Annotated in this window: 18 protein-coding genes and 2 tRNA genes; 12 read left to right on the forward strand and 8 right to left on the reverse strand. The window is 63.3% G+C overall.

Features of this window, described 5'->3' with window-relative positions:
• Positions 1 to 23: 23 nt before the first annotated feature.
• From MTX34_RS11045 to rpmH, 8 genes are all read right to left on the reverse strand, one after another.
• Positions 24 to 1,100 carry a ParB/RepB/Spo0J family partition protein gene (locus MTX34_RS11045; protein ID WP_243609475.1) on the reverse strand — a complete coding sequence of 359 codons (1,077 nt, stop codon included), beginning with the start codon at positions 1,098 to 1,100 and terminating at the stop codon, positions 24 to 26.
• A 4-nt stretch (positions 1,101 to 1,104) separates the two neighbouring features.
• Positions 1,105 to 2,115, reverse strand: coding sequence for a ParA family protein (locus MTX34_RS11050; RefSeq protein WP_243609476.1), 1,011 nt, complete (start codon positions 2,113 to 2,115; stop codon positions 1,105 to 1,107).
• A gap of 90 nt (positions 2,116 to 2,205) precedes the next feature.
• The gene (gene rsmG / locus MTX34_RS11055) at positions 2,206 to 2,883 is read right to left on the reverse strand and encodes a 16S rRNA (guanine(527)-N(7))-methyltransferase RsmG (protein ID WP_243609508.1); all 678 of its coding nucleotides are present in this window, start codon (positions 2,881 to 2,883) and stop codon (positions 2,206 to 2,208) included.
• Positions 2,884 to 4,483: 1,600 nt separating this feature from the next.
• Positions 4,484 to 5,161, reverse strand: a complete 678-nt coding sequence (locus tag MTX34_RS11060; RefSeq protein WP_243609477.1) for a R3H domain-containing nucleic acid-binding protein — start codon at positions 5,159 to 5,161, stop codon at positions 4,484 to 4,486.
• Positions 5,162 to 5,186: 25 nt separating this feature from the next.
• A complete protein-coding gene (yidC, locus tag MTX34_RS11065; RefSeq protein ID WP_243609478.1) occupies positions 5,187 to 6,278 on the reverse strand; it encodes a membrane protein insertase YidC in 1,092 nt (363 codons plus the stop codon).
• 4 nt (positions 6,279 to 6,282) lie between these two features.
• Positions 6,283 to 6,612 (reverse strand): membrane protein insertion efficiency factor YidD, encoded by a 330-nt coding sequence (gene yidD / locus MTX34_RS11070; protein ID WP_243595689.1) that lies wholly within the window; start codon positions 6,610 to 6,612, stop codon positions 6,283 to 6,285.
• A complete protein-coding gene (gene rnpA / locus MTX34_RS11075; protein ID WP_243609479.1) occupies positions 6,609 to 6,989 on the reverse strand; it encodes a ribonuclease P protein component in 381 nt (126 codons plus the stop codon). The genes yidD and rnpA overlap by 4 nt, the downstream gene beginning before the upstream one ends.
• 30 nt (positions 6,990 to 7,019) lie before the next feature.
• Positions 7,020 to 7,163 carry a 50S ribosomal protein L34 gene (gene rpmH / locus MTX34_RS11080; RefSeq protein WP_026347786.1) on the reverse strand — a complete coding sequence of 48 codons (144 nt, stop codon included), beginning with the start codon at positions 7,161 to 7,163 and terminating at the stop codon, positions 7,020 to 7,022.
• 620 nt (positions 7,164 to 7,783) lie between these two features.
• Between rpmH and dnaA the strand changes: the two genes are divergently transcribed.
• The 12 genes from dnaA to MTX34_RS11140 all read left to right on the forward strand — a co-directional run bounded on the left by dnaA (position 7,784) and on the right by MTX34_RS11140 (position 22,896).
• Positions 7,784 to 9,316: a chromosomal replication initiator protein DnaA gene (dnaA, locus tag MTX34_RS11085; protein ID WP_243595691.1), complete on the forward strand. Its 1,533-nt coding sequence runs from the start codon at positions 7,784 to 7,786 to the stop codon at positions 9,314 to 9,316.
• A gap of 583 nt (positions 9,317 to 9,899) precedes the next feature.
• Positions 9,900 to 11,084 (forward strand): DNA polymerase III subunit beta, encoded by a 1,185-nt coding sequence (dnaN, locus tag MTX34_RS11090; protein WP_243609480.1) that lies wholly within the window; start codon positions 9,900 to 9,902, stop codon positions 11,082 to 11,084.
• A gap of 114 nt (positions 11,085 to 11,198) precedes the next feature.
• Positions 11,199 to 12,125, forward strand: a complete 927-nt coding sequence (gene gnd, locus MTX34_RS11095; RefSeq protein ID WP_243609481.1) for a phosphogluconate dehydrogenase (NAD(+)-dependent, decarboxylating) — start codon at positions 11,199 to 11,201, stop codon at positions 12,123 to 12,125.
• Entirely contained in the window at positions 12,126 to 13,358 is a 1,233-nt protein-coding gene (gene recF, locus MTX34_RS11100) for a DNA replication/repair protein RecF (RefSeq protein ID WP_243609482.1), read from the forward strand.
• Entirely contained in the window at positions 13,355 to 13,915 is a 561-nt protein-coding gene (locus MTX34_RS11105) for a DUF721 family protein (RefSeq protein WP_243609483.1), read from the forward strand. The genes recF and MTX34_RS11105 overlap by 4 nt, the downstream gene beginning before the upstream one ends.
• A gap of 167 nt (positions 13,916 to 14,082) precedes the next feature.
• Positions 14,083 to 15,000, forward strand: coding sequence for a metal-dependent hydrolase (locus MTX34_RS11110; RefSeq protein WP_243609484.1), 918 nt, complete (start codon positions 14,083 to 14,085; stop codon positions 14,998 to 15,000).
• Positions 14,997 to 16,130 carry a PDR/VanB family oxidoreductase gene (locus tag MTX34_RS11115; protein WP_243609485.1) on the forward strand — a complete coding sequence of 378 codons (1,134 nt, stop codon included), beginning with the start codon at positions 14,997 to 14,999 and terminating at the stop codon, positions 16,128 to 16,130. The genes MTX34_RS11110 and MTX34_RS11115 overlap by 4 nt, the downstream gene beginning before the upstream one ends.
• A 255-nt stretch (positions 16,131 to 16,385) precedes the next feature.
• The gene (gene gyrB, locus MTX34_RS11120; protein WP_243595697.1) at positions 16,386 to 18,428 is read left to right on the forward strand and encodes a DNA topoisomerase (ATP-hydrolyzing) subunit B; all 2,043 of its coding nucleotides are present in this window, start codon (positions 16,386 to 16,388) and stop codon (positions 18,426 to 18,428) included.
• A gap of 68 nt (positions 18,429 to 18,496) precedes the next feature.
• Positions 18,497 to 21,040, forward strand: coding sequence for a DNA gyrase subunit A (gyrA, locus tag MTX34_RS11125; protein WP_243595698.1), 2,544 nt, complete (start codon positions 18,497 to 18,499; stop codon positions 21,038 to 21,040).
• The gene (locus tag MTX34_RS25995) at positions 21,041 to 22,450 is read left to right on the forward strand and encodes a DUF3566 domain-containing protein (protein WP_243609486.1); all 1,410 of its coding nucleotides are present in this window, start codon (positions 21,041 to 21,043) and stop codon (positions 22,448 to 22,450) included.
• Positions 22,451 to 22,559: 109 nt separating this feature from the next.
• Positions 22,560 to 22,633, forward strand: a tRNA-Ile gene (locus MTX34_RS11135).
• Positions 22,634 to 22,823: 190 nt separating this feature from the next.
• Positions 22,824 to 22,896, forward strand: a tRNA-Ala gene (locus MTX34_RS11140).
• The last annotated feature ends 166 nt before the right edge of the window (positions 22,897 to 23,062 follow it).

A 23,062-nucleotide genomic window follows, 5' to 3' on the forward strand; every position in this document is an offset into this window, starting at 1 on the left:
TGTCTGGTCCTGAAAATTCGCGGCTACTTTTTCTTCTGAGCTTCCATCATCTCGACGATCCTCTGAAGGTCGTCGACCGACCCGAACTCGACCACGATCTTGCCTTTTCGCTTGCCGAGACTGACCGTCACGCGGGTGTCGAACGAATCCGAGAGCCGATCTGCGACGTCTTGAAGGCCCGGCATCTGGATCGGCTTGCGCCGGGGCGCCGGTTCCGGGCTCGTACCGTCCTCGCGATTGGCGAGTGTGACGGCCTCTTCGGTGGCACGAACGGACAGGCCCTCGGCGACGATGCGCGCCGCCAACGACTCCTGCGCATCCGAACCCGCGTCGAGCGAGAGCAATGCGCGGGCATGTCCGGCCGACAGAACCCCTGCCGCGACTCGTCGCTGAACGGGAATCGGCAGCTTCAACAGACGGATCATGTTGGTGACGACCGGACGTGATCGCCCGATTTTCGCAGCGAGTTCCTCGTGTGTGACGTCGAATTCTTCGAGCAACTGTTGGTACGCGGCCGCTTCTTCGAGCGGATTGAGCTGCACTCGATGGATGTTCTCGAGCAGTGCGTCCCGCAACATCGCGTCGTCTGCAGTCTCCCGAACGATCGCCGGGATCGTTTCGAGGCCGGCTTCTTGGCTTGCACGCCATCGGCGCTCGCCCATGACGAGCTGATATTTCGCGTCTCCGGCAGCAGCGGAACCCGACACGAGACGGACGACGATGGGCTGCATGAGCCCGAATTCGCGGATCGAGTGAACCAGTTCGGCGAGCGATTCGTCGTCGAAGACGTGTCTCGGCTGCTTCGGGTTCGCCTCGATTCGATCCGGTGAGATCTCGCGATAGACGGCACCGACGGGGGAGAGGTCGTCGCCATTGAGCACCGGCGGGGTGGGTGTAGGTGCTGTCGCGACCTCGGTGAGGTCCTCTGCCGGAGCGGTTCGCTTCGGCTTGGTGGATGTATCCGGACGGTCTGGGGCGTTTCGGTCCGCGCCGATTATCACGTCTGCCGCAGCGCTGCCGAGGCGTGGCCCGGCATCGGGTCCGGTGGGGATCAGTGAGGCCAGGCCGCGACCCAGACCACCCTTACGTGTTTGACTCATCTGGCTACTTCTTTCGTGCTTCGTCGATGCCGGCCGAACGTGCAGCGAGCTCTCGTCCGGCGTCCAGGTAGCTCATCGCACCGCGTGAACCGGGGTCGTAGTCGAGCACCGTCATTCCGTATCCGGGTGCCTCCGAGACCTTCACACTCCGAGGAATGACGGCGCGTAGGACGGCGTCCCCGAAGTGCTTGCGTACCTCTTCCGCGACCTGGTCTGCCAACTTCGTGCGCCCGTCGTACATCGTCAGGATCACCGTGGAGACGTGCAGTTCGGGATTGAGATGAGACTGCACCAGTTCGATATTGCGGAGGAGCTGACCGACGCCTTCGAGCGCGTAGTACTCGCACTGAATAGGGATGAGAACCTCGGTCGCAGCCACGAGCGCGTTGACGGTCAACAGACCGAGCGACGGGGGGCAGTCGATCAGGATGAAGTCGGCGTCGATCCCGGCGAGCTCCTCCACCGACAGCGCCGTCTTGAGACGGCCTTCGCGAGCGACCATCGACACCAGTTCGATCTCGGCTCCGGCGAGGTCGATGGTTGCTGGAATGCAGAACAACCTCTCGCTGTGCGGACTCTGCTGAACCGCGTCTTTCGCGCTCACCTCACCGATGAGCACCTCGTAGCTCGACGGCACACCCGAATGATGCTCGACGCCCAAAGCGGTGCTGGCGTTGCCCTGAGGGTCGAGATCGACCACCAGCACGGTCAGTCCCTGCAGCGCGAGTGCGGCAGCCAGATTCACAGCGGTAGTGGTCTTACCGACACCGCCTTTCTGATTGGCGATCGTCAGCATGCGTCGCTTCGCCGGCTTCGGAAGGGACACCGATCCCGGATGCAGAACCTGGCTGGCTCGATGCGCGGCCGCACCGATCGGAGTGTCGTTCGGTGAGATCGCGTTCGTGTACTCGAACCCGGAGCCGGTCTTCACTCCCGACTCCCTGCCCGAACTACTCGACGCGTTTTTCTTGGACGCTGTTTCACGTGAAACAGCGGGATCGGACCCACCCGACATATGTGCTCCTTAGTGCGGAACTGACTGTGTTCAATACGTTCGCTACGTTCGATCGGATCGAGCGCGGGACTTGCGAGCCCACAATCGACATCAGTGACGACTCAGTCTCCGCGGCTCACGCACCGCTCTGACCACGATGGTGGGGGTGGGCAACAGACCCACTCCGCACTCCACTACCTCCAGCTTGCCAGCACCCATCCGAGTGAGGGAAGTCCGGTCACGTTCGATCTCTTCCGCAGCGCTCGACCCCTTCAGAGCGAGCATCCGGCCACGCTCGTGAACCAGGGGGAGCGACCACTTCGCAAGCTTCTCGAGCGGGGCAACGGCCCTCGACGTCACCACGTCGGCACCGCCTGCTTCCTTCTTGACGCCGGGCTGTTCTGCTCGTCCGCGTACGACCAAGATGTTCAGGTCCAGTTCGTCGATGAACTCCGCAAGATAGACGGTGCGTCGTAGAAGCGGTTCGACAAGTGTCACGCGGAGATCAGGGCGGGCGATTGCCAACGGAATGCCAGGCAGTCCGGCGCCGCTCCCAACATCGACGACGGTCTCGCCTTCGTCGATCAGCTCTCCGATCGCGGCGCAATTGAGGATGTGTCGCTCCCACAACCGCGGGACTTCTCGCGGTCCGATGAGGCCACGCTCCACGCCCGCCGTCGCCAGCGAGTCGTGATATCGCTGTGCCATCTCGAGACGATCACCGAAGATCTGCTCTGCGACGGCCATCAACCGGGTGCTGTCCACGCCTTCTTGTTCCACGTGAAACATCTTCCCGTGCCTGGGCACCGAACGCCAAACGATAGCGACACAACTCCTCGAAACGGCGCTTCCAGGTCACATTCGTCGAACATGGATGCGACGCGTAACCGTGTGCACGGAGAAGTCCGCCGTCCGATGAAGACATGTCGGCCGTCCGGCGCGACACCCCAGAATCATCCACTCACAACACAGCGAGCCGCGCGGCAAGGCGTCGCTCGGATCGCTCCCGTCGTACCCCAGAAGCAGTCCCGCTCCAACGGACACTGCTGCCATGTTTCACGTGAAACTGCAGCGGCGATGGAAGACGCCATCAGGCGGTCGTTGTCGCTCGATCAACTCGATCCATGCGCCGACCCCCGGGAGACGTAGCCCGCACAATCAGTCCGTGACGTCCGTCCCTCCGTGCCTCGACGTTGAAGCAATCCGGTCACGAACGCATCCGTGATCGACGCGTGTCGGTAGGGATCTCTGGCGGTACTCGATGATGCCGAGTCATTCGATGTTTCACGTGAAACTCAACCAGCGGAGACCGGAGGGGGTCCGTGAAGCGTCAGCGTGCAACATCCTCTTGCGGACCCAGATGCCCGCCCTCCAGTCGGTGGTCGATTCTCCGTATTGCCACGGGCAGCCCAGGACGGGGCGCGGGACCGACGTCGCGTCCGCACATGTCGGACCACCCTCCTTCGGTACGACGGGATACGCCTCTCACACGCAGAGGGAGTCCGCGGCGCCGTCGTTCCATCGATCACGTCGAACACCGAACGGTAGCTATACGAGTTCCTCGAATCCACGTCGGTCGTACACCGATCCAGCGACGTGTGCCGGATCCATTCCGCGATTCGAGATGGGTGGGTACCGCTCACCCACAACCGCGTAGCAGGCGCAGCCGACTACGGCCGCGACAGACGGCGGGAAGCCACAACGAGTCCAGCGTCCGAGTAGCTCGGCCGACCGTGTGCGTCTGTTGGAAGAGAACTGTCAGTAGTCATCGGGCTGCGCTCGTCATCGTTCGTGAGCCCTCGGATCCACACCGCTGATGCCCGAGGGTTGTCCTTTCTCGAGGGCGACGCTGTTCGGTCCGTGCCGCCGGACCACGACACTCGGCCACACCGCTTGATCGATGGCATAACGATTCCGACTCCGCACGGCCGCCCCATCGCCGGGGGAGTGTTCGATCATCGTCCGGTCTGCCCTCCGATGTTTCACGTGAAACTGCGACGGATGGATCCGACCTCGATATGCCGGCATCGTAGACATGGCTCTCCGAGTACATGCAGGGCACAGATCTCGACGACAGCGGAGCGAAGTGCTCGGATCAGCTGACGGCATCTGCGATCGTCGGTAGAGCGTAGACACCGTCGTTTCACGTGAAACAATCATTAACAAACCGGGCCAAGCGCACTCGATGCCCGTCGCACACGCCGTCACAGTGACGAAAGCGCTGCGTCTCCCTGGATCTTACGAAACCGACGAGAAAATCGATCTCCGAGCATGCCCGCCGAGTATGCAGACAGCTAATTACATTGATGACATTCACCATCCGATCGACACCATCCGGATACGACAATGGCCCCCACCGAAGTGGGGGCCATAGAATCGAAAAGCTCGGTTACGCCTTGACGACAACGACCCGTCGCGCGGGTTCGACGCCGGTGCTTTCGCTCGCCACGCCATCGATCTTGGCGACCGCGTCGTGCACGATCTTTCGCTCGAACGGAGTCATCGGGGTCAGCTCTTCACGTTCACCGGATTCGAGAACGCGACGGGCAGCCTCGGCTCCGAGATTGCCGAGTTCGGTGCGCCGATTGGCGCGCCAGCCCGCGACGTCGAGCATCAGCTTGCTTCGCTCACCGGTCGACTGCTGAACGGCCAGACGCGTCAGCTCCTGCAGTGCATCGAGAACTTCACCCTTGCGCCCGACGAGCTTGGCGAGATCGTCGCCGCCGTCGATGCTGACGATGGCGCGATCGCCTTCGACATCGAGGTCGATGTCGCCGTCGAAGTCCAGAACGTCGAGCAGCTGCTCGAGGTAATCACCGGCGATCTCGCCTTCCTCGACCAGGTAGTCCTCGTCATCATCCTCGTCGTCGTCCGACCCGTCGACGGTCTTGTCCTCGACGGCACTCTCGTTGCCGGACTCTTCGACGACAGGAGTCGCGTCTGCATCCACGCCGACTGCACTCACCTGATCGGTCTCGACCACCACGTCACTTGCTCCATCTCCGGATACCGCACCGACTGTGTTCTGTACTTCGTCGTTCTGAGCTTCTTCTACGTCCGCTGCCATGTTCGTCCTTCTCTCGACGTGTCGGTCAGCGCCGCTTGCGCTTGGTCGACTTGTTCCGGTTCGCCTGCGGTCTCGGTTTGGCCGGCGATGCGGCACCGGTTGTCGAACCCGACGTGCCGTCGCCGGTCTCGACCGTCGACTGATCGCTCGTCGGTGACATCTTCGAGAGCTTGGGACGAGCACCGGGCTTCGGCTTGGTGGTCGACACCGGCTTCACTCCGGGCTTCGGAGCGTTCTCGGAACGCTTCTCCACCGCGGCCGCTGCCTTCGCGGCTTCCTCCTTGTCGATCTTTCCGAACACCAGGTGCTGCTGCGCGTAGGTCCAGGTGTTGTTGCTGACCCAGTACAGCAGGATCGCGACGGGCAGCAAGGCACCGAAGACCAGGACTCCGAGCGGGAAGACGTAGAGGGCGAGCTTGTTCATGATCGCCGACTGCGGGTTCGCCGCTGCCGCCTCACTCTGACGCGCCACCGAGGCACGCGAATTCAGGTGCGTCATGATCGCCGCGATGATCATCAGTGGGATGGAGACCGCCGCAATGACCCAGGTCGACGGGATGGTTGCGTCGGGGCCGACGGCGAATGCGTTGAGCTGGTCCTGCGGCATCGTGATCCATGCCGAAATAGGGGCACCGAACAGGCGGGCGTCGAGGAACGACTGCACGTCGGCCACGTTGAACGCGTAGTTCGACAGCTCCCGGTTCTCCTCGGGAGTCAAGCCGAGCTGACCGAACCCGGTACCGGTGCGGTTGAACGAGCGCAACACGTGGAACAGGCCGATGAACACCGGGGCCTGTGCCAACACCGGCAGACAGCCCATCAGCGGATTGAAGCCGTGCTCCTTCTGGAGCTTCTGCATCTCGACGGCCATCTTCTGCTTGTCTTTGCCGTACTTCTTCTGCAGAGCCTTGATCTGCGGCTGTAGCTCCTGCATCTGCCGCGTGGTGCGGACCTGCTTGACGAAGGGCTTGTACAGGATCAGGCGGAGGGTGAAGACCAGGAATACGACGGACAGTGCCCAGGCGAACCCATTGCTGGGATCCTGGAACACAAAGCCGAACACCTTGTGCCATACCCAGAGAATCCAGGCAACCGGGTAGTAAATGAAGTCGAGCACGGCTCTATGTACTCCTCTGTTCTTCCACTCGCGCGAGATCGTGGTGTTCTTCGGTTTCGGTCGGCTCGGTGACGATTGCGCGCCACTTACCGGGTTCGGGCACCGGGTCCCAGCCTCCAGAGTGCCAGGGAGCACATTTGAGGAGGCGGACGACTGCCAGCAACGAGCCCTTCGACATCCCGTGCACCTGGAGCGCCTCGATGGCGTACTCACTGCAGGTGGGGGAGAAGCGACAGGTGGGAGGTCTCATCGGGGACACGTATGTCCGGTACAACCCGATGAAGTAGACGAGCGTGCGAGCAGGAATGGAACGAAGGTTGCCCATGAACGTCATGACGGCGGACCCTTCGGAGCTTCGAGAAGACCGAGCTTCTTCAATCCTGAACGCAGTTGAATCGATAGATCTGCCGAGGTCGCACCCGCGGCTCCGGGCAGTGCACGGATCACCACGTCGGTGGTTTCGGTGAGCTCACCGAGGACGTCGGTACAAATATGCCGAAGCCGGCGCGCAACTCGATGACGAGTTACGGCCGGCCCGACTGCCTTACTGACTATCAATCCGAAACGTGGCCCGTGAACGGTGGATGCGATGCCCTGCTCGCCACGCGCAACGGCGTGTACGACCAGGTTCGATCTACCCATTCGGCGTCCTCGACGCATCACCACGGAAAAATCACGTGCGCGGTGCAATCGATTCGGCTCAGGAAGCATCCCGAGCTCCAAGCTTCGGACGAACGACTATCAGGCTGTGAGTTCTTTGCGGCCCTTGCCGCGACGTGCGGAAACGATTGCACGACCCGCACGGGTACGCATACGAAGACGGAAGCCATGAACGCGCGCGCGGCGGCGATTGTTCGGCTGGAACGTCCGCTTGCCCTTGGCCACGGTCAACACTCCTCGAGATTCGACGACGCCGATCTGTCGGCGCCTGCTGTAAAGGTTCAGCGAGTTCGGATGAAGTCGCTTGCCTCCCGAGCGAGAAATCCGAGTGAAGACAGACTGTGAGCAGCCAGCAAGCATCGGCCACCTCGCTATTGGGTGACTGTTCGAGAGTACTGATCGAGTCACCGGTGGTCAAACTCGGTCCGTACCGGTGGGCGCAGGCGTTCATCCACAGGCGACACTCACCGGCGGCGACTCACGCTGTGATGGAGGCCGAACAGCTCCTCGCTGCCACGAGCAACGCGACACAATTCGTCCGATCGCAGTACAGACAGTTGCAACGGTGCAGGTCAGACTGGCGCAGTCGCCATACCACGAAACGAAACGTGTTCTGGGGTCACATCGGTGTCGTTTATCCACACCTGTGGATAATTGTGTGGAAACACAGTTCAGGTGGCATATTCGTACCTTGCGGGGTCCACCCATGGACCCTGGTCTCGGCCGCCGCGACGCACGAACGACGACGCTATCCGACGATGTCGCCGCGTGAGCGCGAAACGACGTACGAATTCAGGCGTCGGACACACCGCCCGAGACGAATGCTCGACGACGGAGGGCCCAACGTGAACGACGATCCGGATGCGCTGGCGCGCATCTGGCCCGAGGTGGTCGCGGAGCTCACATCCGACCGACACAGTGGGTCGCCGCTGACCAAGGGCCAGAAGGCCTGGCTCGCGCTGGTCAAACCGCTGACATTGACTCAAGGGTTCGCGCTTCTGGCAGTTCCGTCGACCTTCGCTCAGGAAGCGATCGAACGAGATCTTCGCGAACCCATTCTCGGCGCCCTCGGGCGTCACCTGGGACAGGGTGTCGAGGGACTCGGAGTGCGCATCTCCGCTCCCGAGGACGAGAAGATCGACTCCGAGCGTTCGACGTACCCCGATGCCCCAAGTTCCCCGACCTACCGGCGCCGCGTGCTGACCAGCAGGGACGACGAGCCGTCGGACTCCGAGACCGCCGACTACGAGGAGGTCGACGACGAACGCGAAGCACTGGCCAGCGTCCAGAACTCGTGGCCGACGTACTTCACGAAACCTCCCGATTCGACGCCGCCGTCCTCGGGTGCCAACAGCCTCAACTCGAAGTACACCTTCGACACCTTCGTCATCGGCGCCTCCAATCGATTTGCACACGCCGCTGCGGTGGCCATTGCCGAGGCACCTGCTCGCGCCTACAACCCACTGTTCGTGTGGGGGGCGTCGGGCCTGGGCAAGACTCACCTCCTGCACGCGGCCGGTCACTACGCGCAGCGCCTGTTCCCGGGCATGCGCGTCAAGTACGTCTCGACCGAGGAATTCACCAACGACTTCATCAACAGTCTTCGTGACGACCGCAAAGTGGCGTTCAAGCGCCGCTACCGCGAGACCGACGTGCTGCTCGTCGACGACATCCAGTTCATCGAGGGCAAGGAAGGCATCCAGGAGGAGTTCTTCCACACCTTCAACACCTTGCACAACGCGAACAAACAGATCGTCGTCTCGTCCGACCGGCCACCGAAGCAGTTGGCCACGCTCGAGGAACGGCTTCGTACCCGCTTCGAGTGGGGCCTGATCACCGATGTGCAGCCGCCCGAGCTCGAGACGCGTATCGCCATTCTGAGCAAGAAGGCTCGGATGGACCGGCTCGATGTGCCGCACGACGTGCTCGAGCTCATCGCCAGTCGAATCGAGCGCAATATCCGTGAGCTCGAAGGCGCCCTCATTCGCGTGACGGCTTTCGCATCGCTCAACGGACAGGCACTCGACCTCACTCTGGCCGAGGTGGTTCTGCGCGATCTGATCCCCGATTCGTCGAGTCTGGAGATCAATGCGGCCACGATCATGGCCGTCACGGCGGAGTACTTCAACACGTCCATCGAGGACCTGTGCGGGCCGGGCAAGGCGCGAGCACTGGCCATGGCCAGGCAGATAGCGATGTATCTCTGCCGCGAGCTCACCGACCTGTCGTTGCCCAAGATCGGCCAGACGTTCGGGCGCGACCACACGACGGTGATGTACGCGGACAAGAAGATCCGCAAGGAGATGACCGAGCGTCGCAAGGTGTACGACCAGGTCCAGGAGCTGACCGCGCGGATCAAGCAGCGCTCGAAGCGGTAGACGACCGAGCACTGACGAACACGGAGAACGGCACCGAATCCCAACGCGGGTTCGGTGCCGTTGCTGTTTTCCGGTCGTTCGTCGAACCGATTCTCGACCCCGATTCCGCGAGTTTTCGAGGCGCCGACCATTGATTCACACCTGTGGATAACCATGTGGACAACATCGAAGTTCTGGGGATGGAGTGTGGGCGCCTGTGCACCGATGGGATTCGTCCACAGGGCGCCGAGCATCAACCTCGCATTGGTCCCGAGTTCATCCCCACGACACCACGCTCGGCCACCAGCGCTTCGATGGGTCCGTGCACAGATTCCACAGGACCTATTAATACTTCTGTTTTCTCCTTGAAAGAACTTCTTTGAAAACAGGTGTTGGGGAACGATCCGTTCACAGGCCCTCCGAGATGGCTCGAATCCCACGTTGACGCCGAAGCTCGCGCTTTCGTCTTCGCTTCGGAGGGCATACGGTGTGCTTGCGCTGGATGTGCCAGACTCGTCGTTGCATCGGTTCGAGCCGCAACGATCGAGGTTGCGTCGCCGGACCGTGAAGACGAACGCCACCGAACGAGAGGAAATGCCGAGCGATGGAGCTTGGAAGTTTGAAGTTTCGCGTTGCTCGTGAAGATTTTTCCGATTCCGTCGCGTGGGTGGCCCGCAGCCTGCCGTCGCGACCGCCCGTGCCCGTTCTCGGTGGAGTTCTCCTCGCCGCCGACGAGCAGGGTCTGACGGTCTCCGGATTCGACTACGAGGTCTCCGCTCAGGTGAAAGTCTCTGCCGAGGTTGCCACCGCAGGCCGAGTTCTGGTGTCGGGCAAGCTACTTGCCGATATCACGAAGTCGCTGTCGAACAAGCCGGTCGACGTCACGGTCGACGGAACCCGCGTTCTGATCAACTGCGGCAGCGCCAAGTTCTCGCTGCCCACGATGCCCGTCGAGGACTACCCGCAACTGCCCGAGCTGCCCAGCCAGACCGGTTCTCTGGCCGGGGACGTGTTCTCCGAAGCCATCGCCCAGGTCGCCATCGCGGCGGGCAAGGACGACACCCTGCCCATGCTGACCGGCATCCGCGTCGAGATCGACGGCACCAATGTCGTTCTGGCGGCTACCGACCGTTTTCGACTGGCCGTCCGTCAGGTCGATTGGACGCCGGCCGGTGCCGACACCACCACAGCGGTGCTCATCCCGGCCAAGACCCTCTCGGAGTCTGCCAAGACCTTGGGCGGCAACGCCGGCTCGCCGGTCGAGCTCGCTCTCGGTTCCGGTTCGTCGATCGGTAGCGATGGCTTGCTCGGCATCGTCAGCGACGGGCGCCGCACCACCACGCGACTGCTCGACGCCGAATTCCCGAAGTTCCGTCAGCTGCTGCCGGCCGAACACACCGCGGTGGCCACCCTCGAGATCGCGTCGCTCGTCGAGGCCATCAAGCGTGTGGCGCTCGTGGCCGAGCGCGGTGCGCAGGTGCGTCTCGAGTTCAACGCCGATGGTGTGCTCCTGTCTGCAGGTGGCGACGACGCAGGCCGAGCCGAGGAGGCACTGCCTGCCGATTTCCAGGGCGAGGCGCTGACCATCGCCTTCAATCCCGGCTATCTGATCGACGGTTTGTCTTCGCTGCACAGCGAGAAGGTCACGTTCGGGTTCACGACCCCGAGCCGGCCCGCAGTGCTGCGTCCGACGTCCGACGAGGAGTTGGTGGCCGACGATGCAGGTAAGTTCGCGGCGCCGCAGTCGGAGTACACGTACCTGTTGATGCCGGTCAGGCTGCCGGGCTGATCCTGCCTGGTTACTGTGGAACCTGCGGGTCTTCGCCGCGATCGGTCGGTCGCTGCGCTTGCTCCACTGACCTTCTACCGGATCTACACCTGACACAGACAAGGACACCTCATCATGCAGCTGGGCTTGGTCGGTCTCGGAAAAATGGGCTTCAACATGCGCGAGAGACTGCGCGAGCACGGCCATGAGGTGATCGGTTACGACCCCCGACCGGAGGTGACGGATACGCCGTCACTGGCCGGTCTGGCAGAGTCGTTGACGGCTCCGCGCGTGGTGTGGGTGATGGTTCCGTCCGGCAAGATAACCCGCGATACCGTCACCGGTCTGGCGGATGTGCTAGAGCCCGGCGATCTGGTCATCGACGGCGGAAACTCACGATTCACCGATGACAAGCCGAACGCAGAGTTGTTGGACGCCAAGGGAATCAGCTACATCGATGCCGGCGTATCCGGTGGTGTCTGGGGTCTGAAGAACGGCTACGGCCTGATGGTGGGCGGACAGGACGAGCACGTCGACCGGGCGATGCCGATCTTCGACGCGTTGCGTCCGGAAGGCGAGCGTGCGGACGGTTTTGTGCATGCCGGTCCGGTCGGTGCCGGTCACTACTCGAAGATGGTGCACAACGGCATCGAATACGGGTTGATGCAGGCATACGCCGAGGGCTACGAGATCCTCGAAGCGGAGGAACTCGTACAGGATGTGCAGGGCGTACTGCGGGCCTGGAGCAAGGGCACCGTCGTGCGGTCGTGGCTACTCGATCTGTTGGTCGAAGCGCTGGCTCAGGACCCGGAATTCAGTGAGATCTCCGGGTACACCGAGGATTCGGGTGAGGGCCGCTGGACCGTCGAAGAAGCCATCAGGCACGCTGTGCCTGCACCGGTCATCTCCGCTGCACTGTTCGCGAGATTTGCTTCACGGCAGGAGGATTCGCCGGCCATGAAGGCTGTCTCGGCTCTGCGCAATCAATTCGGCGGGCACGCGGTCAAGAAGGCCGATGCCGACGAGACCCTGCGCGCCCCGGCGCCGAAGAACACCGAGTAAGTGTTCGTCCGGTCTCTGCAGCTACACGATTTCCGATCCTGGGACGACGTGACCGTCGACCTCGGACCGGGATCGACCGTGTTCGTGGGGCCGAACGGTCACGGCAAGACCAATCTGCTCGAATCACTGAACTATCTGTCGACGCTGTCCTCACACCGTGTGTCGTCGGACGCTCCCATGATCCGGGCCGGTGCTGCCAAGGCATTCGTGGGCAGTGCCGTGGTCAATCACGGACGTGAATTGATCATCGATGTGGAGCTTCTCGACGGCAGGGCCAACAAGGCTCGGATGAACAGGTCCCCGCTGCGGCGCCCACGCGAGATCCTCGGCGTGTTGCAGAGCGTGCTGTTCGCTCCCGAGGATCTCTCGCTCGTCCGCGGCGATCCCGGCGAACGACGACGCTATCTCGACGAGCTGCTCACCACTCGCATTCCTCGAATGGCCACCGTCCGTGCCGATTACGACAAGGTCCTGCGGCAACGGTCGGCTCTGCTCAAGACGGCGAGTGGATCTTTGCGTCGCGGATCGTCGTCGGGCGACGGCGCGAGTGCGCTTGCCACCCTCGACGTCTGGGACGGTCACCTCGCCGCACACGGAGCTCGATTGCTCGCTGCCAGAATAGGTTTGGTGCACGAGCTGATGCCCTTCGTGCAGCAGGCCTACAGTTCGATCGCGCCGGAATCACGATTGGCGTCCGTTGCCTACCGGTGCAGTCTCGCCGATGCGTTGCCGCCGGAGTTCTCCGATGCCGATCGGGCACCCGAACACGACGATATCGATGTCTTGGAAGCTGCTTTCCTGCATCAGCTTTCGGTGATGCGACAGCGGGAGATCGAACGCGGGGTTTGTCTGGTCGGTCCTCATCGGGACGATCTGGAACTGATGTTGGGGGATCAACCGACGAAAGGCTTTGCCAGCCACGGTGAATCGTGGTCGTATGCACTCTCCCTCAGGCTCGGATCGTTTGCGTTGCTGCGTGAGGACGGGACCGACCCGGTTCTGATGCTCGACGACGTGTTCGCCGAACTCGATCGAAAGAGACGCGCCGCGTTGGCGGCAGTGGCCGCCGACGCGGAACAGGTACTGATCACCGCGGCGGTTCCCGAGGACGTGCCACCCGAGCTCTACGCCAGACGGTACGGCGTGGAGGCTCGTCAGGAAGTCGATTCCGGTGCGGCCGGACGTATTTCGACCATCACCGACCTGTCGGTGTCGGAGAGTGAGGTGTCGTGAGCGACGAGACGAACCCACCCGCGTCCGATGACCAGCCCGAATTGAAGGGGGTCGACCTCGCGCGTCGAGCACTGGAGGACGCGCGGGCCGCGGCCAAAGCCAGTGGTAAGTCGGTGGGGCAAGGACGGTCGTCGCCGACCGGCGGAGTTCGAGCACTGCGGGGGCGTCGTCGACGTGGATGGTCGGGAGCAGGGCCCGACGACCGAGATCCGCAGGCTTTCGGTGCGCTGGCGAATTCGATCGCGTCCAAGCGCGGATGGTCGGCCAAGGTATCCGAGGGAGCGGTGCTGGGCCGGTGGCCGCACGTCGTCGGGGAGGACATTGCGGCGCACGCCGACCCCACCGGTCTCAAGGACGGAGTCCTGAGTATTTCCGCCGAGTCCACGGCATGGGCGACGCAACTGAGGCTGATGCAGTCGCAGATACTGGCCAAGATCGCTGCCGCCGTCGGTCATGGTGTGGTGACGTCCCTTCGGATCACCGGTCCGACGACGCAGAGTTGGAGGAAGGGCGAGCGTCACGTTCGCGGACGAGGTCCGCGCGATACGTACGGATAGTGAGACGTCCCAACGATCGCTTTCCGAACAAACTGGTCCAGGTGATCCTCAACAGATGTTGGGGTCAGTGTTGCTGTGACACGATGCATGTGCGTAGCGTGATTCCAGACACGCACACGGTCGGGGGACCGAATAACTGTTCTGCGCGCATCGGACGAGGAGAAGTTGTGTCTGCACCAACGAAGAAGACATCGACAGCGGCCGTCGATGTCGACGGAACCCCCGAAGATCGAGTCATCCTTCATGCCCGGAACGTGGAATTCGACTGGAACTCCCTACCGCTGCACTACATGGACGGTAACCCGCTCGCGACGCACTTGATCAACGTGATGCACCTGCTTCTGCCCGAGGGCGAGGAGTGGTTCGTGCGCACGTTCAAGGAGGCGTTGCCTCTCATCCACGACGACCAACTGCGCGACGACGTGATCGGGTTCATCGGCCAGGAAGCCATGCATGCGCAGGCTCACACCGAAGTCCACGATCAGCTTCGGGCACACGGCATCGATGTCGATCCGTACGTCGACCAGATGAAGTTCCTGTTCGGTCGGGCGCTCGGCAACAGGTCCGGCCACGGTCAGAACAGTCTGGTCGAGCGTCTGGCGCTCATCGCTGCGGCCGAGCACCTGACTGCGTTCCTGGGTGATTGGGTTCTGAATGCTTCGGAGTTGGACGAGGCCGACGTCGATCCGATCATGTTGGATCTGTTGCGGTGGCACGGTGCCGAGGAGGTCGAACATCGTTCGGTCGCCTACGAGGTGATGCGGTACTTCGACGTGCGCCCCGCCCGCCGGATTCGTACGTACGTCGTCATCGCGCCCACCCTGGTGTGGTTCTGGACCCGTGGCGTTCGTTTCCTGATGAGCCAGGACCCGACGCTGGCGCACCTGACCCCCAAGCAGCGCACGCCGTCGTTCCGGGAATTCAGGAAGGTCGCGAAGTCCGGCCTGTTTCCGACGCCGATGTCGATGGTGAAGGCGTCGCTGCGCTACTTCAAGAGCACGTACCACCCTTCGCAGGAAGGGTCGACTGCGCAGGCAGTGCGGTATCTGGCCACCTCACCGGCAGCTCGGTCCGCCGATCGATGACCAAACGCACGTTGCGGAGCAAGCTCGGCGCAATGGCACAGATGGTGGACTCGTTCCGGATGGGACGCACCATCCCGAAGAATCTGTACGGCCGCGACGAGCCCGATCAGACGGTGTCTCTGGTGACCGATGCGCTCGACAAATGGTTCGCGCTGCTCGACGGTGACGGTTACGACGCGTCGTTCGCTGCACCGCCCGTCGCACGCACCCAACTGCTGACGTTGGTCTCACGAGAGCCTCTGTGTGTCGACGAGGACGTCGTCCAACTGACCTTCGCCGTGGCCGACGGCTCGATGTTGCCTGCGTGGGCACCGGGGATGCACCTGGACTTCTACCTCCCGTCGGGACGCCGCCGGCAGTACTCGCTGTGTGGACGGCCCGATGACGACTCGTACTCCATCGCAGTACGTCTGGTGCCCGACGGCGGTGGCGGCTCTCGCGAGATGCACGATCTTCGGATCGGAAGCGAAGTCGCAATTCGTGGGCCGCGCAACGGATTTCCGTTCGTGCAGTCCGAACATGCGGTGTTCGTGGCCGGAGGAATCGGCATCACCGCCATCATCTCGATGGTGCGTCGCGCCCGTGAGACGGGCATGGACTGGCATCTCGTCTACTGCGGCCGCTCGCGTGAGTCGATGCCGTTCCTCGACGAGATCGCGGGCTGGGACGCCGATCGCGTGACCGTGCGCACCGACGACGTGGACGGCATGCCGTCGAGCATGGACCTGTTGGGAGCGGCGGCTCCCGGCGGATCGGTCTACGTGTGCGGACCTCCGCCGATGATCGACCTGGTTCGGGCCTCGTTCGATTCGCTGCCCGCGACACATCTGCACTTCGAGCGGTTCTCGCCGCCGCCGGTGAAGAACGGCACCGAGTTCGAGGTGCAGCTCGTCGATTCCGGCGAGGTCATCGCGGTCGGTCCGAACGAGACTGCCCTGCATGCCATTCGGCGTCTGCGGCCCGACGTGGCGTACTCCTGTCAGCAAGGGTTCTGCGGAACGTGTCGGGTTCGAGTGCTCAGTGGAACACCGCAACATCGGGAGAATCGGCTCACTGCCGAGGAGCAGCGCCACGAGATGTTGATCTGCGTCTCGCGTTCCGAGGGCGAACGGATCGTGCTCGATCTGTAGTGGTGCCGCTGCTTTCACCCTTCATATTTGTCGTACGGCACCGAGAAAATGCGCCTGCGGCGCAATCAGGGGCCTTTTAGGGGTGTCATCGAGCCCATGCTGTCGCAGCCACCCAGTACTATGGACCGGTACGACATCAAGCCCGGAACAAACGCATGGACCGAGCACGGTCGAAAAGACCGTGCCGACCCTGCGGTAGCACCTACGTCAGGTGTGAGCGGGGTAGTGGACGCGTAGAAGGAGAACCAGCTAACCGTGGCTGCCCAGAAGTCAGGTAACAGTGAGAACAGCAAGGATTACGGCGCATCTTCCATCACGGTCCTCGAGGGCCTGGAAGCAGTTCGTAAGAGGCCCGGTATGTACATCGGTTCCACCGGTGAACGAGGCCTGCACCACCTGATCTGGGAGGTCGTCGACAACTCCGTCGACGAGGCCATGGCCGGTTATGCCTCCACCGTCGACGTCACCATCCACGAGGACGGCAGCGTCGAGGTCAAGGACGACGGGCGAGGAATTCCCGTCGCCATGCACTCCTCCGGTGTCCCCACCGTCGAGGTCGTCATGACGCAGCTGCACGCAGGCGGCAAGTTCGACTCCGACTCGTACGCGGTGTCCGGTGGACTGCACGGCGTCGGCATCTCGGTGGTGAACGCGCTCTCCACCAAGGTCGAACTGCAGATCGCCCGCGACGGTCATCGCTACAAGCAGACCTACGACTACGCCAAGCCCAGTCCTCTCGAGACCGTCGGCGACACCAAGGAGACCGGTACCACCGTGCGCTTCTGGGCGGACGGCAAGATCTTCGAGACCCTCGACTACAGCTTCGAGACCGTGCACCGCCGCCTGCAGGAGATGGCGTTCCTGAACAAGGGACTGACCATCAACTTCACCGACGAGCGGGTGGCGGCCACCGACGCGACCGAGGAAGAACTCGGCGAGACCGCCGAGGCGCCCAAGACTGCCGAGGAAGAGCAGGCCGACGCCGCAGCTGCGAAGCCTGCCAAGGTCCGCAAGCGGACGTACCACTACCCCGACGGCCTGGTGGACTTCGTCAAGCACATCAACCGCACCAAGACCGCGATTCACAATTCCGTCGTCGGCTTCACCGGTAAAGGTGAGGGCCACGAGGTCGAGATCGCCATGCAGTGGAATGCCGGCTACTCCGAATCGGTGCACACCTTCGCCAACACGATCAACACGCACGAGGGCGGCACCCACGAAGAGGGCTTCCGTACCGCATTGACGTCCACGGTGAACAAGTACGCGATCGAGAAGAAGCTGGTCAAGGAGAAGGACGTCAAGCTCACCGGCGACGACATCCGAGAGGGGCTGGCCGCGGTCATCTCGGTGCGGGTCGGGGAGCCGCAGTTCGAGGGCCAGACCAAGACCAAGCTCGGCAACACCGAGATTCGGTCGTTCGTGCAGAAGGCATGCAACGAGCACCTGGCGCACTGGTTCGAATCGAACCCGGCCGACGCCAAGACCATCATCAACAAGGCGGTCTCGTCCGCGCAGGCCCGGATGGCTGCGCGTAAGGCGCGAGAGTTGGTGCGCCGCAAGAGTGCAACCGATATCGGAGGTCTTCCCGGCAAGCTCGCCGACTGCCGCTCGAACGATCCGAGCAAGTCCGAGATCTACATCGTGGAGGGCGACTCCGCCGGCGGCTCGGCCAAATCGGGGCGAGACTCGATGTTCCAGGCGATCCTGCCGCTGCGCGGAAAGATCATCAACGTCGAGAAGGCTCGGATCGACCGCGTCCTCAAGAACAACGAGGTCCAGTCGATCATCACCGCGTTCGGCACCGGTATTCACGACGAGTTCGACATCACCAAGTTGCGTTACCACAAGATCGTGCTGATGGCCGACGCCGACGTCGACGGCCAGCACATCTCCACCCTGCTGATGACGCTGTTGTTCCGCTTCATGCGTCCGCTGATCGAGCACGGTCACGTGTATCTGGCCATGCCGCCGCTGTACAAGCTCAAGTGGAGTCGCGGCGAACCGGACTTCGCCTACTCCGATCGCGAGCGCGACGGTCTGCTGGAGGCCGGAATCGCCAACAAGCGCAAGATCAACGTCGAGGACGGCGTCCAGCGCTACAAGGGCCTCGGCGAGATGAACGCCAAGGAACTGTGGGAGACCACGATGGATCCGACGGTTCGCGTCCTGCGTCTGGTGACTCTGGACGACGCGGCCGCCGCCGACGAACTGTTCAGCGTTCTGATGGGCGAGGACGTCTCCGCGCGTCGTAGCTTCATCGCCCGCAACGCGAAAGATGTTCGCTTTCTTGACGTTTAGTCACTTCCCTGCACGCATCGATGAGTTCTCTCGGTGCGTGCAGGTGACCGTTTCTCGAGGAGATTTGCATGTCTGACATCACCGAACCGCCGGTAGGACCCCCGCCGGGTTCGACCACCAACGCCGAGGGCGGCGACCGAATCGACCCGGTCGACATCCAGCAGGAAATGCAGCGTAGCTACATCGACTACGCCATGAGCGTCATCGTCGGTCGCGCCCTGCCCGAGGTCCGTGACGGCCTCAAGCCGGTGCACCGCCGCGTGCTGTACGCGATGTACGACTCCGGCTTCCGGCCCGACCGCAGCTACGTCAAATCCGCACGCCCCGTTGCCGAGACGATGGGTAACTACCACCCCCACGGCGACACCTCGATCTACGACGCGCTGGTGCGTCTGGCCCAGCCGTGGTCGATGCGGTACCCGCTGGTCGACGGTCAGGGCAACTTCGGTTCCCGCGGCAACGACGGTGCCGCAGCCATGCGTTACACCGAGGCACGGCTGACTCCGCTCGCGATGGAGATGCTGCGCGACATCGACGAGGAAACCGTCGACTTCATCCCCAACTACGACGGCAAAACCCAAGAGCCGACAGTACTTCCGTCGCGCGTGCCGAACCTGTTGATGAACGGCTCCAACGGCATCGCCGTCGGTATGGCCACCAACATCCCTCCGCACAACCTGCGTGAACTGGGCGACGCGGTGTTCTGGGCCCTGGACAACTTCGAGGCCGACGAAGAAGCCACGCTCGCGGCCTGCATGGAACGCGTCAAGGGTCCGGACTTCCCGACGCACGGTCTCATCGTCGGTGGCCAGGGCATCCAGGATGCGTACTCCACCGGTCGCGGCTCCATCCGCATGCGCGGCGTCGTCGAGATCGAGGAAGATTCCAACGGTCGCACCACGATCGTGATCACCGAGCTGCCGTACCAGGTCAACCCGGACAACCTGATCACCTCCATCGCCGAGCAGGTCCGAGACGGCAAGCTCTCGGGGATCTCCAAGATCGACGACGAGTCCTCCGATCGTGTCGGTATGCGCATCGTCGTGACGATCAAGCGTGACGCGGTCGCGAAGGTCGTGCTCAACAACCTCTACAAGCATTCGCAGCTGCAGACGAGCTTCGGTGCGAACATGCTCTCGATCGTCGACGGCGTTCCGCGTACCTTGCGCCTGGACCAGATGATCAGGTTCTACGTCACTCACCAACTCGACGTGATCGTCCGCCGCACACGCTATCGGCTGCGCAAGGCCGAAGAGCGCGCCCACATTCTGCGCGGACTGGTCAAGGCACTCGATGCTCTCGACGAGGTCATCGCGCTCATCCGTGCCTCGCAGACCGTCGATCTCGCCAAGCAGGGTTTGATCGACCTGCTCGACATCGACGAGATCCAGGCCCAGGCGATCCTCGACATGCAGCTGCGACGCCTCGCAGCACTCGAGCGTCAGAAGATCATCGACGAGTTGGCAGAACTCGAACGAACCATCGCCGACCTGCAGGACATCCTGGCGAAGCCCGAGCGGCAGCGACAGATCGTGCGTGACGAGCTCGCCGAGATCGTGGAGAAGTTCGGCGACGACCGTCGTACGCGCATCATCGCCGCCGACGGGGACGTCAACGACGAGGATCTCATCGCGCGGGAGAACGTGGTCGTCACGATCACCGAGACCGGTTACGCCAAGCGCACCAGAACCGACCTCTACCGTTCGCAGAAGCGCGGCGGCAAGGGCGTGATGGGCGCAGGGCTCAAGCAGGACGACATCGTCAGCAAGTTCTTCGTCTGCTCGACGCACGACTGGATCCTGTTCTTCACCACCAAGGGCCGCGTCTACCGGGCCAAGGCCTACGAGCTGCCCGAGGCGAACCGAACCGCACGCGGTCAGCACGTTGCGAACCTGCTCGCCTTCCAGCCGGACGAACGCATCGCCCAGGTCATCCAGATCAAGACCTACGAGGACGCTCCGTACCTGGTGCTCGCCACCAAGGGCGGTCTCGTCAAGAAGTCGCGACTGACCGACTTCGATTCCAACCGCAGCGGCGGCATCGTCGCGGTCAACCTGCGCGGCGACGACGAGTTGGTCGGGGCCGTTCTCGCGTCCTCGGACGACGATCTGCTGTTGGTCTCGGCGCAGGGCCAGTCCATCCGGTTCTCCGCGACCGACGAGGTGCTGCGCCCGATGGGCCGCGCCACCTCCGGTGTGCAGGGCATGCGATTCAACGGCGAGGACGCGTTGCTCTCCCTCAACGTCGTCAGCGAGAACAAGTTCTTGCTGGTCGCTACGTCGGGTGGCTACTCCAAGCGCACCGCGATGGAGGACTACCCCCAGCAGGGTCGTGGCGGAAAGGGAGTGCTGACAATCCAGTACGACCCGAAGCGTGGCACGCTGGTGGGAGCTCTCATCGTCGACGACGAGGACGAGCTGTACGCCATCACGTCGAGTGGTGGCGTAATTCGGACCGCTGCCAAGCAGGTTCGGAAAGCCGGCCGACAGACCAAGGGCGTGCGGTTGATGAATCTCGGTGAAGGCGACACATTGCTCGCGATCGCGCGCAACGCCGACGAGATCGAACCGGATGCTCTGGGCACCGAAGACGATGCAGCGAAGGAGTCGTAAGTGAGCACTCCCAACCGGCCTGGTAGCAGGCCCGGCCCCAACGGTGGCCCGGACAGCCGGGATTCCGCGCGGGCCGAGCAGCCCGCGCGTCCCGCGCCGCCCGAGGGAGCTCGCCCGGGCAGCAGGCCGCAGCCGGCCGCTCGTCCTGCGCCCGCAGCCGGCCGCGGACCTGCCCCGCAGGGTGGTGCTCGCCCTCCGGCACGTCCGGCTCAGGCTGCGCCGAACGGCCCGGCCCGACCGGCTCAGGGACCCCCGCCTTCGCAGCGACCGCCTGCACCGCAGGGACCGCCTCCGCAGGCTCCGGGGTCGGGTGCTCCGGGGTCGCCCGCACCCAGGCAGGGCCAGGCTCCGGCCGGTCCCGCGCAGGGTCAGCCGCCCCAGGCCCCCAACCAGCAGCCCGCCTCGGGTCAGCCGGCTTCCGGGCGGCCGCACAACGGTCAGCCGGCAAACGGCCAGCCTCCGCAGCGGCAGGCCCCTGTCGGTCCACCTCCCCGACCGGTCGGCTCACAGCCCTCGGGATCGCAGCCGTCGGGATCGCCGTCCTCCACGCCCACCGAGGCGTCGCGCGCAACGGAGGGTCCGGCTACCGGTGGAGCCGATCGTCAACCCGGTCGCGGGCAGGATCAGCCCGGTCCGGCCGCGACGCAGGCGATGCCCGCTCAGCAGAACGACGGCCAGCAGGGAACTCCGCCGTGGCAGCGAGGTGCGGGTCAGCGTCCCGCTCCCCAGGGAGCAGACGACAGGCAGCAGCCGCAGAATCAGCCGCAGACCAACCTGTCCGGTCGCGGGGCTGCGCTACCCCCGACCGGGGAGTCCGAGCGGGCTGCCCGTACGACCGCCGACCCCGTCCAGCGCGAGTCGACCGAGGACAAGACCGAACGCCGGGAAGCAGCCCGGTCGAAGGCCGCGGTCATCGACGGGCCGACCCGGCACATCGAACGCAAGGATCTGGCGAAGGACATGCCGGATCTGTCCGCCGTCCGGCATCCGGAGCCGTCCCAGTCCGAGCGAGCAGCACCCACGGCCATCACCGCGGTGTCCAGCGTGGACGGTGATCCGCTGCGGGCGACCATCCAGATTCGCAAGATCGATCCGTGGTCGACACTCAAGATCGCCCTTGTGATCGCGGTGTCACTGTTCTTCGTGTGGATGGTGGCCGTCGGTTTGCTGTACGCGGTGCTCGACGGCATGGGCGTCTGGGAGCGTCTCAACAGTGCCTTCACCGAGATTGTGAACGAATCCGGCGACGGCGGTCTCGTCAGTGCGGGGCAGGTGTTCGGCTACGCGGCAGTGATCGGTGTGATCAATGTCGTACTGTTCACCGCACTCACCACCATCGGTGCTTTCATCTACAACCTGTCTTCGGACCTGGTGGGTGGCGTCGAAGTGACACTGGCAGACCGCGACTGACCTGCACCATCGAGAGCCGTATCGGGCCGTTTTGGAAGACAGCGGCCCGATACGGTAATCTCATCCCTCGGTTCGAGGAGAGGTTTTCTTCGGACCGAATCAGTGATGAGGGCCTATAGCTCAGGCGGTTAGAGCGCTTCCCTGATAAGGAAGAGGTCGGAGGTTCAAGTCCTCCTAGGCCCACACCGAACGAACGAAAAGAGGCGGGACGTGAAAATCCTTCTTCTCGTCGTATCGGCGGTGATCGCAGTGCTGACACTATCGAAGGTGCGCTCGCAACGCAGCTCGGACGGCGTCTGGCACAGCATCCCCACCGTGTGACAATCGCTCGGAGTGGACGTGTAAAGTTCGTCTACGATTACCGGCAACACCCGGGGCCTTAGCTCAGTTGGTAGAGCGCTGCCTTTGCAAGGCAGATGTCAGGAGTTCGAATCTCCTAGGCTCCACAAAGAATAGGACGTCCACTTCGGTGGGCGTCCTTTTTCGTTTCTCCGGCCCTGCGGCCCCTGCGGCCCCAGCGGCCCCAGCGGCCCAACCGCCCCACCGCACCTCCCCGAGTCCACTCGATGTGCCATTGACCCCCGAAAAGTCCACCGGATGTGCCATTGAGTG

Origin of the sequence: Rhodococcus sp. ARC_M5 (genome assembly GCF_022810405.1) — a bacterium.
In the GTDB taxonomy this organism is placed as follows: Bacteria; Actinomycetota; Actinomycetes; order Mycobacteriales; family Mycobacteriaceae; genus Rhodococcoides; species Rhodococcoides navarretei.

Excerpts from the sequence above, each read along its gene's own strand:
- yidD (WP_243595689.1), bottom strand. The coding sequence starts at position 6,612 with ATGACGTTCATGGGCAACCTTCGTTCCATTCCTGCTCGCACGCTCGTC.
- gnd (WP_243609481.1), top strand. The coding sequence starts at position 11,199 with ATGCAGCTGGGCTTGGTCGGTCTCGGAAAAATGGGCTTCAACATGCGC.
- dnaN (WP_243609480.1), top strand. The coding sequence starts at position 9,900 with ATGGAGCTTGGAAGTTTGAAGTTTCGCGTTGCTCGTGAAGATTTTTCC.
- MTX34_RS11115 (WP_243609485.1), top strand. The coding sequence starts at position 14,997 with ATGACCAAACGCACGTTGCGGAGCAAGCTCGGCGCAATGGCACAGATG.
- MTX34_RS11045 (WP_243609475.1), bottom strand. The coding sequence starts at position 1,100 with ATGAGTCAAACACGTAAGGGTGGTCTGGGTCGCGGCCTGGCCTCACTG.
- MTX34_RS11050 (WP_243609476.1), bottom strand. The coding sequence starts at position 2,115 with ATGTCGGGTGGGTCCGATCCCGCTGTTTCACGTGAAACAGCGTCCAAG.
- MTX34_RS11060 (WP_243609477.1), bottom strand. The coding sequence starts at position 5,161 with ATGGCAGCGGACGTAGAAGAAGCTCAGAACGACGAAGTACAGAACACA.
- gyrA (WP_243595698.1), top strand. The coding sequence starts at position 18,497 with ATGTCTGACATCACCGAACCGCCGGTAGGACCCCCGCCGGGTTCGACC.
- rsmG (WP_243609508.1), bottom strand. The coding sequence starts at position 2,883 with ATGTTTCACGTGGAACAAGAAGGCGTGGACAGCACCCGGTTGATGGCC.
- rnpA (WP_243609479.1), bottom strand. The coding sequence starts at position 6,989 with ATGCTTCCTGAGCCGAATCGATTGCACCGCGCACGTGATTTTTCCGTG.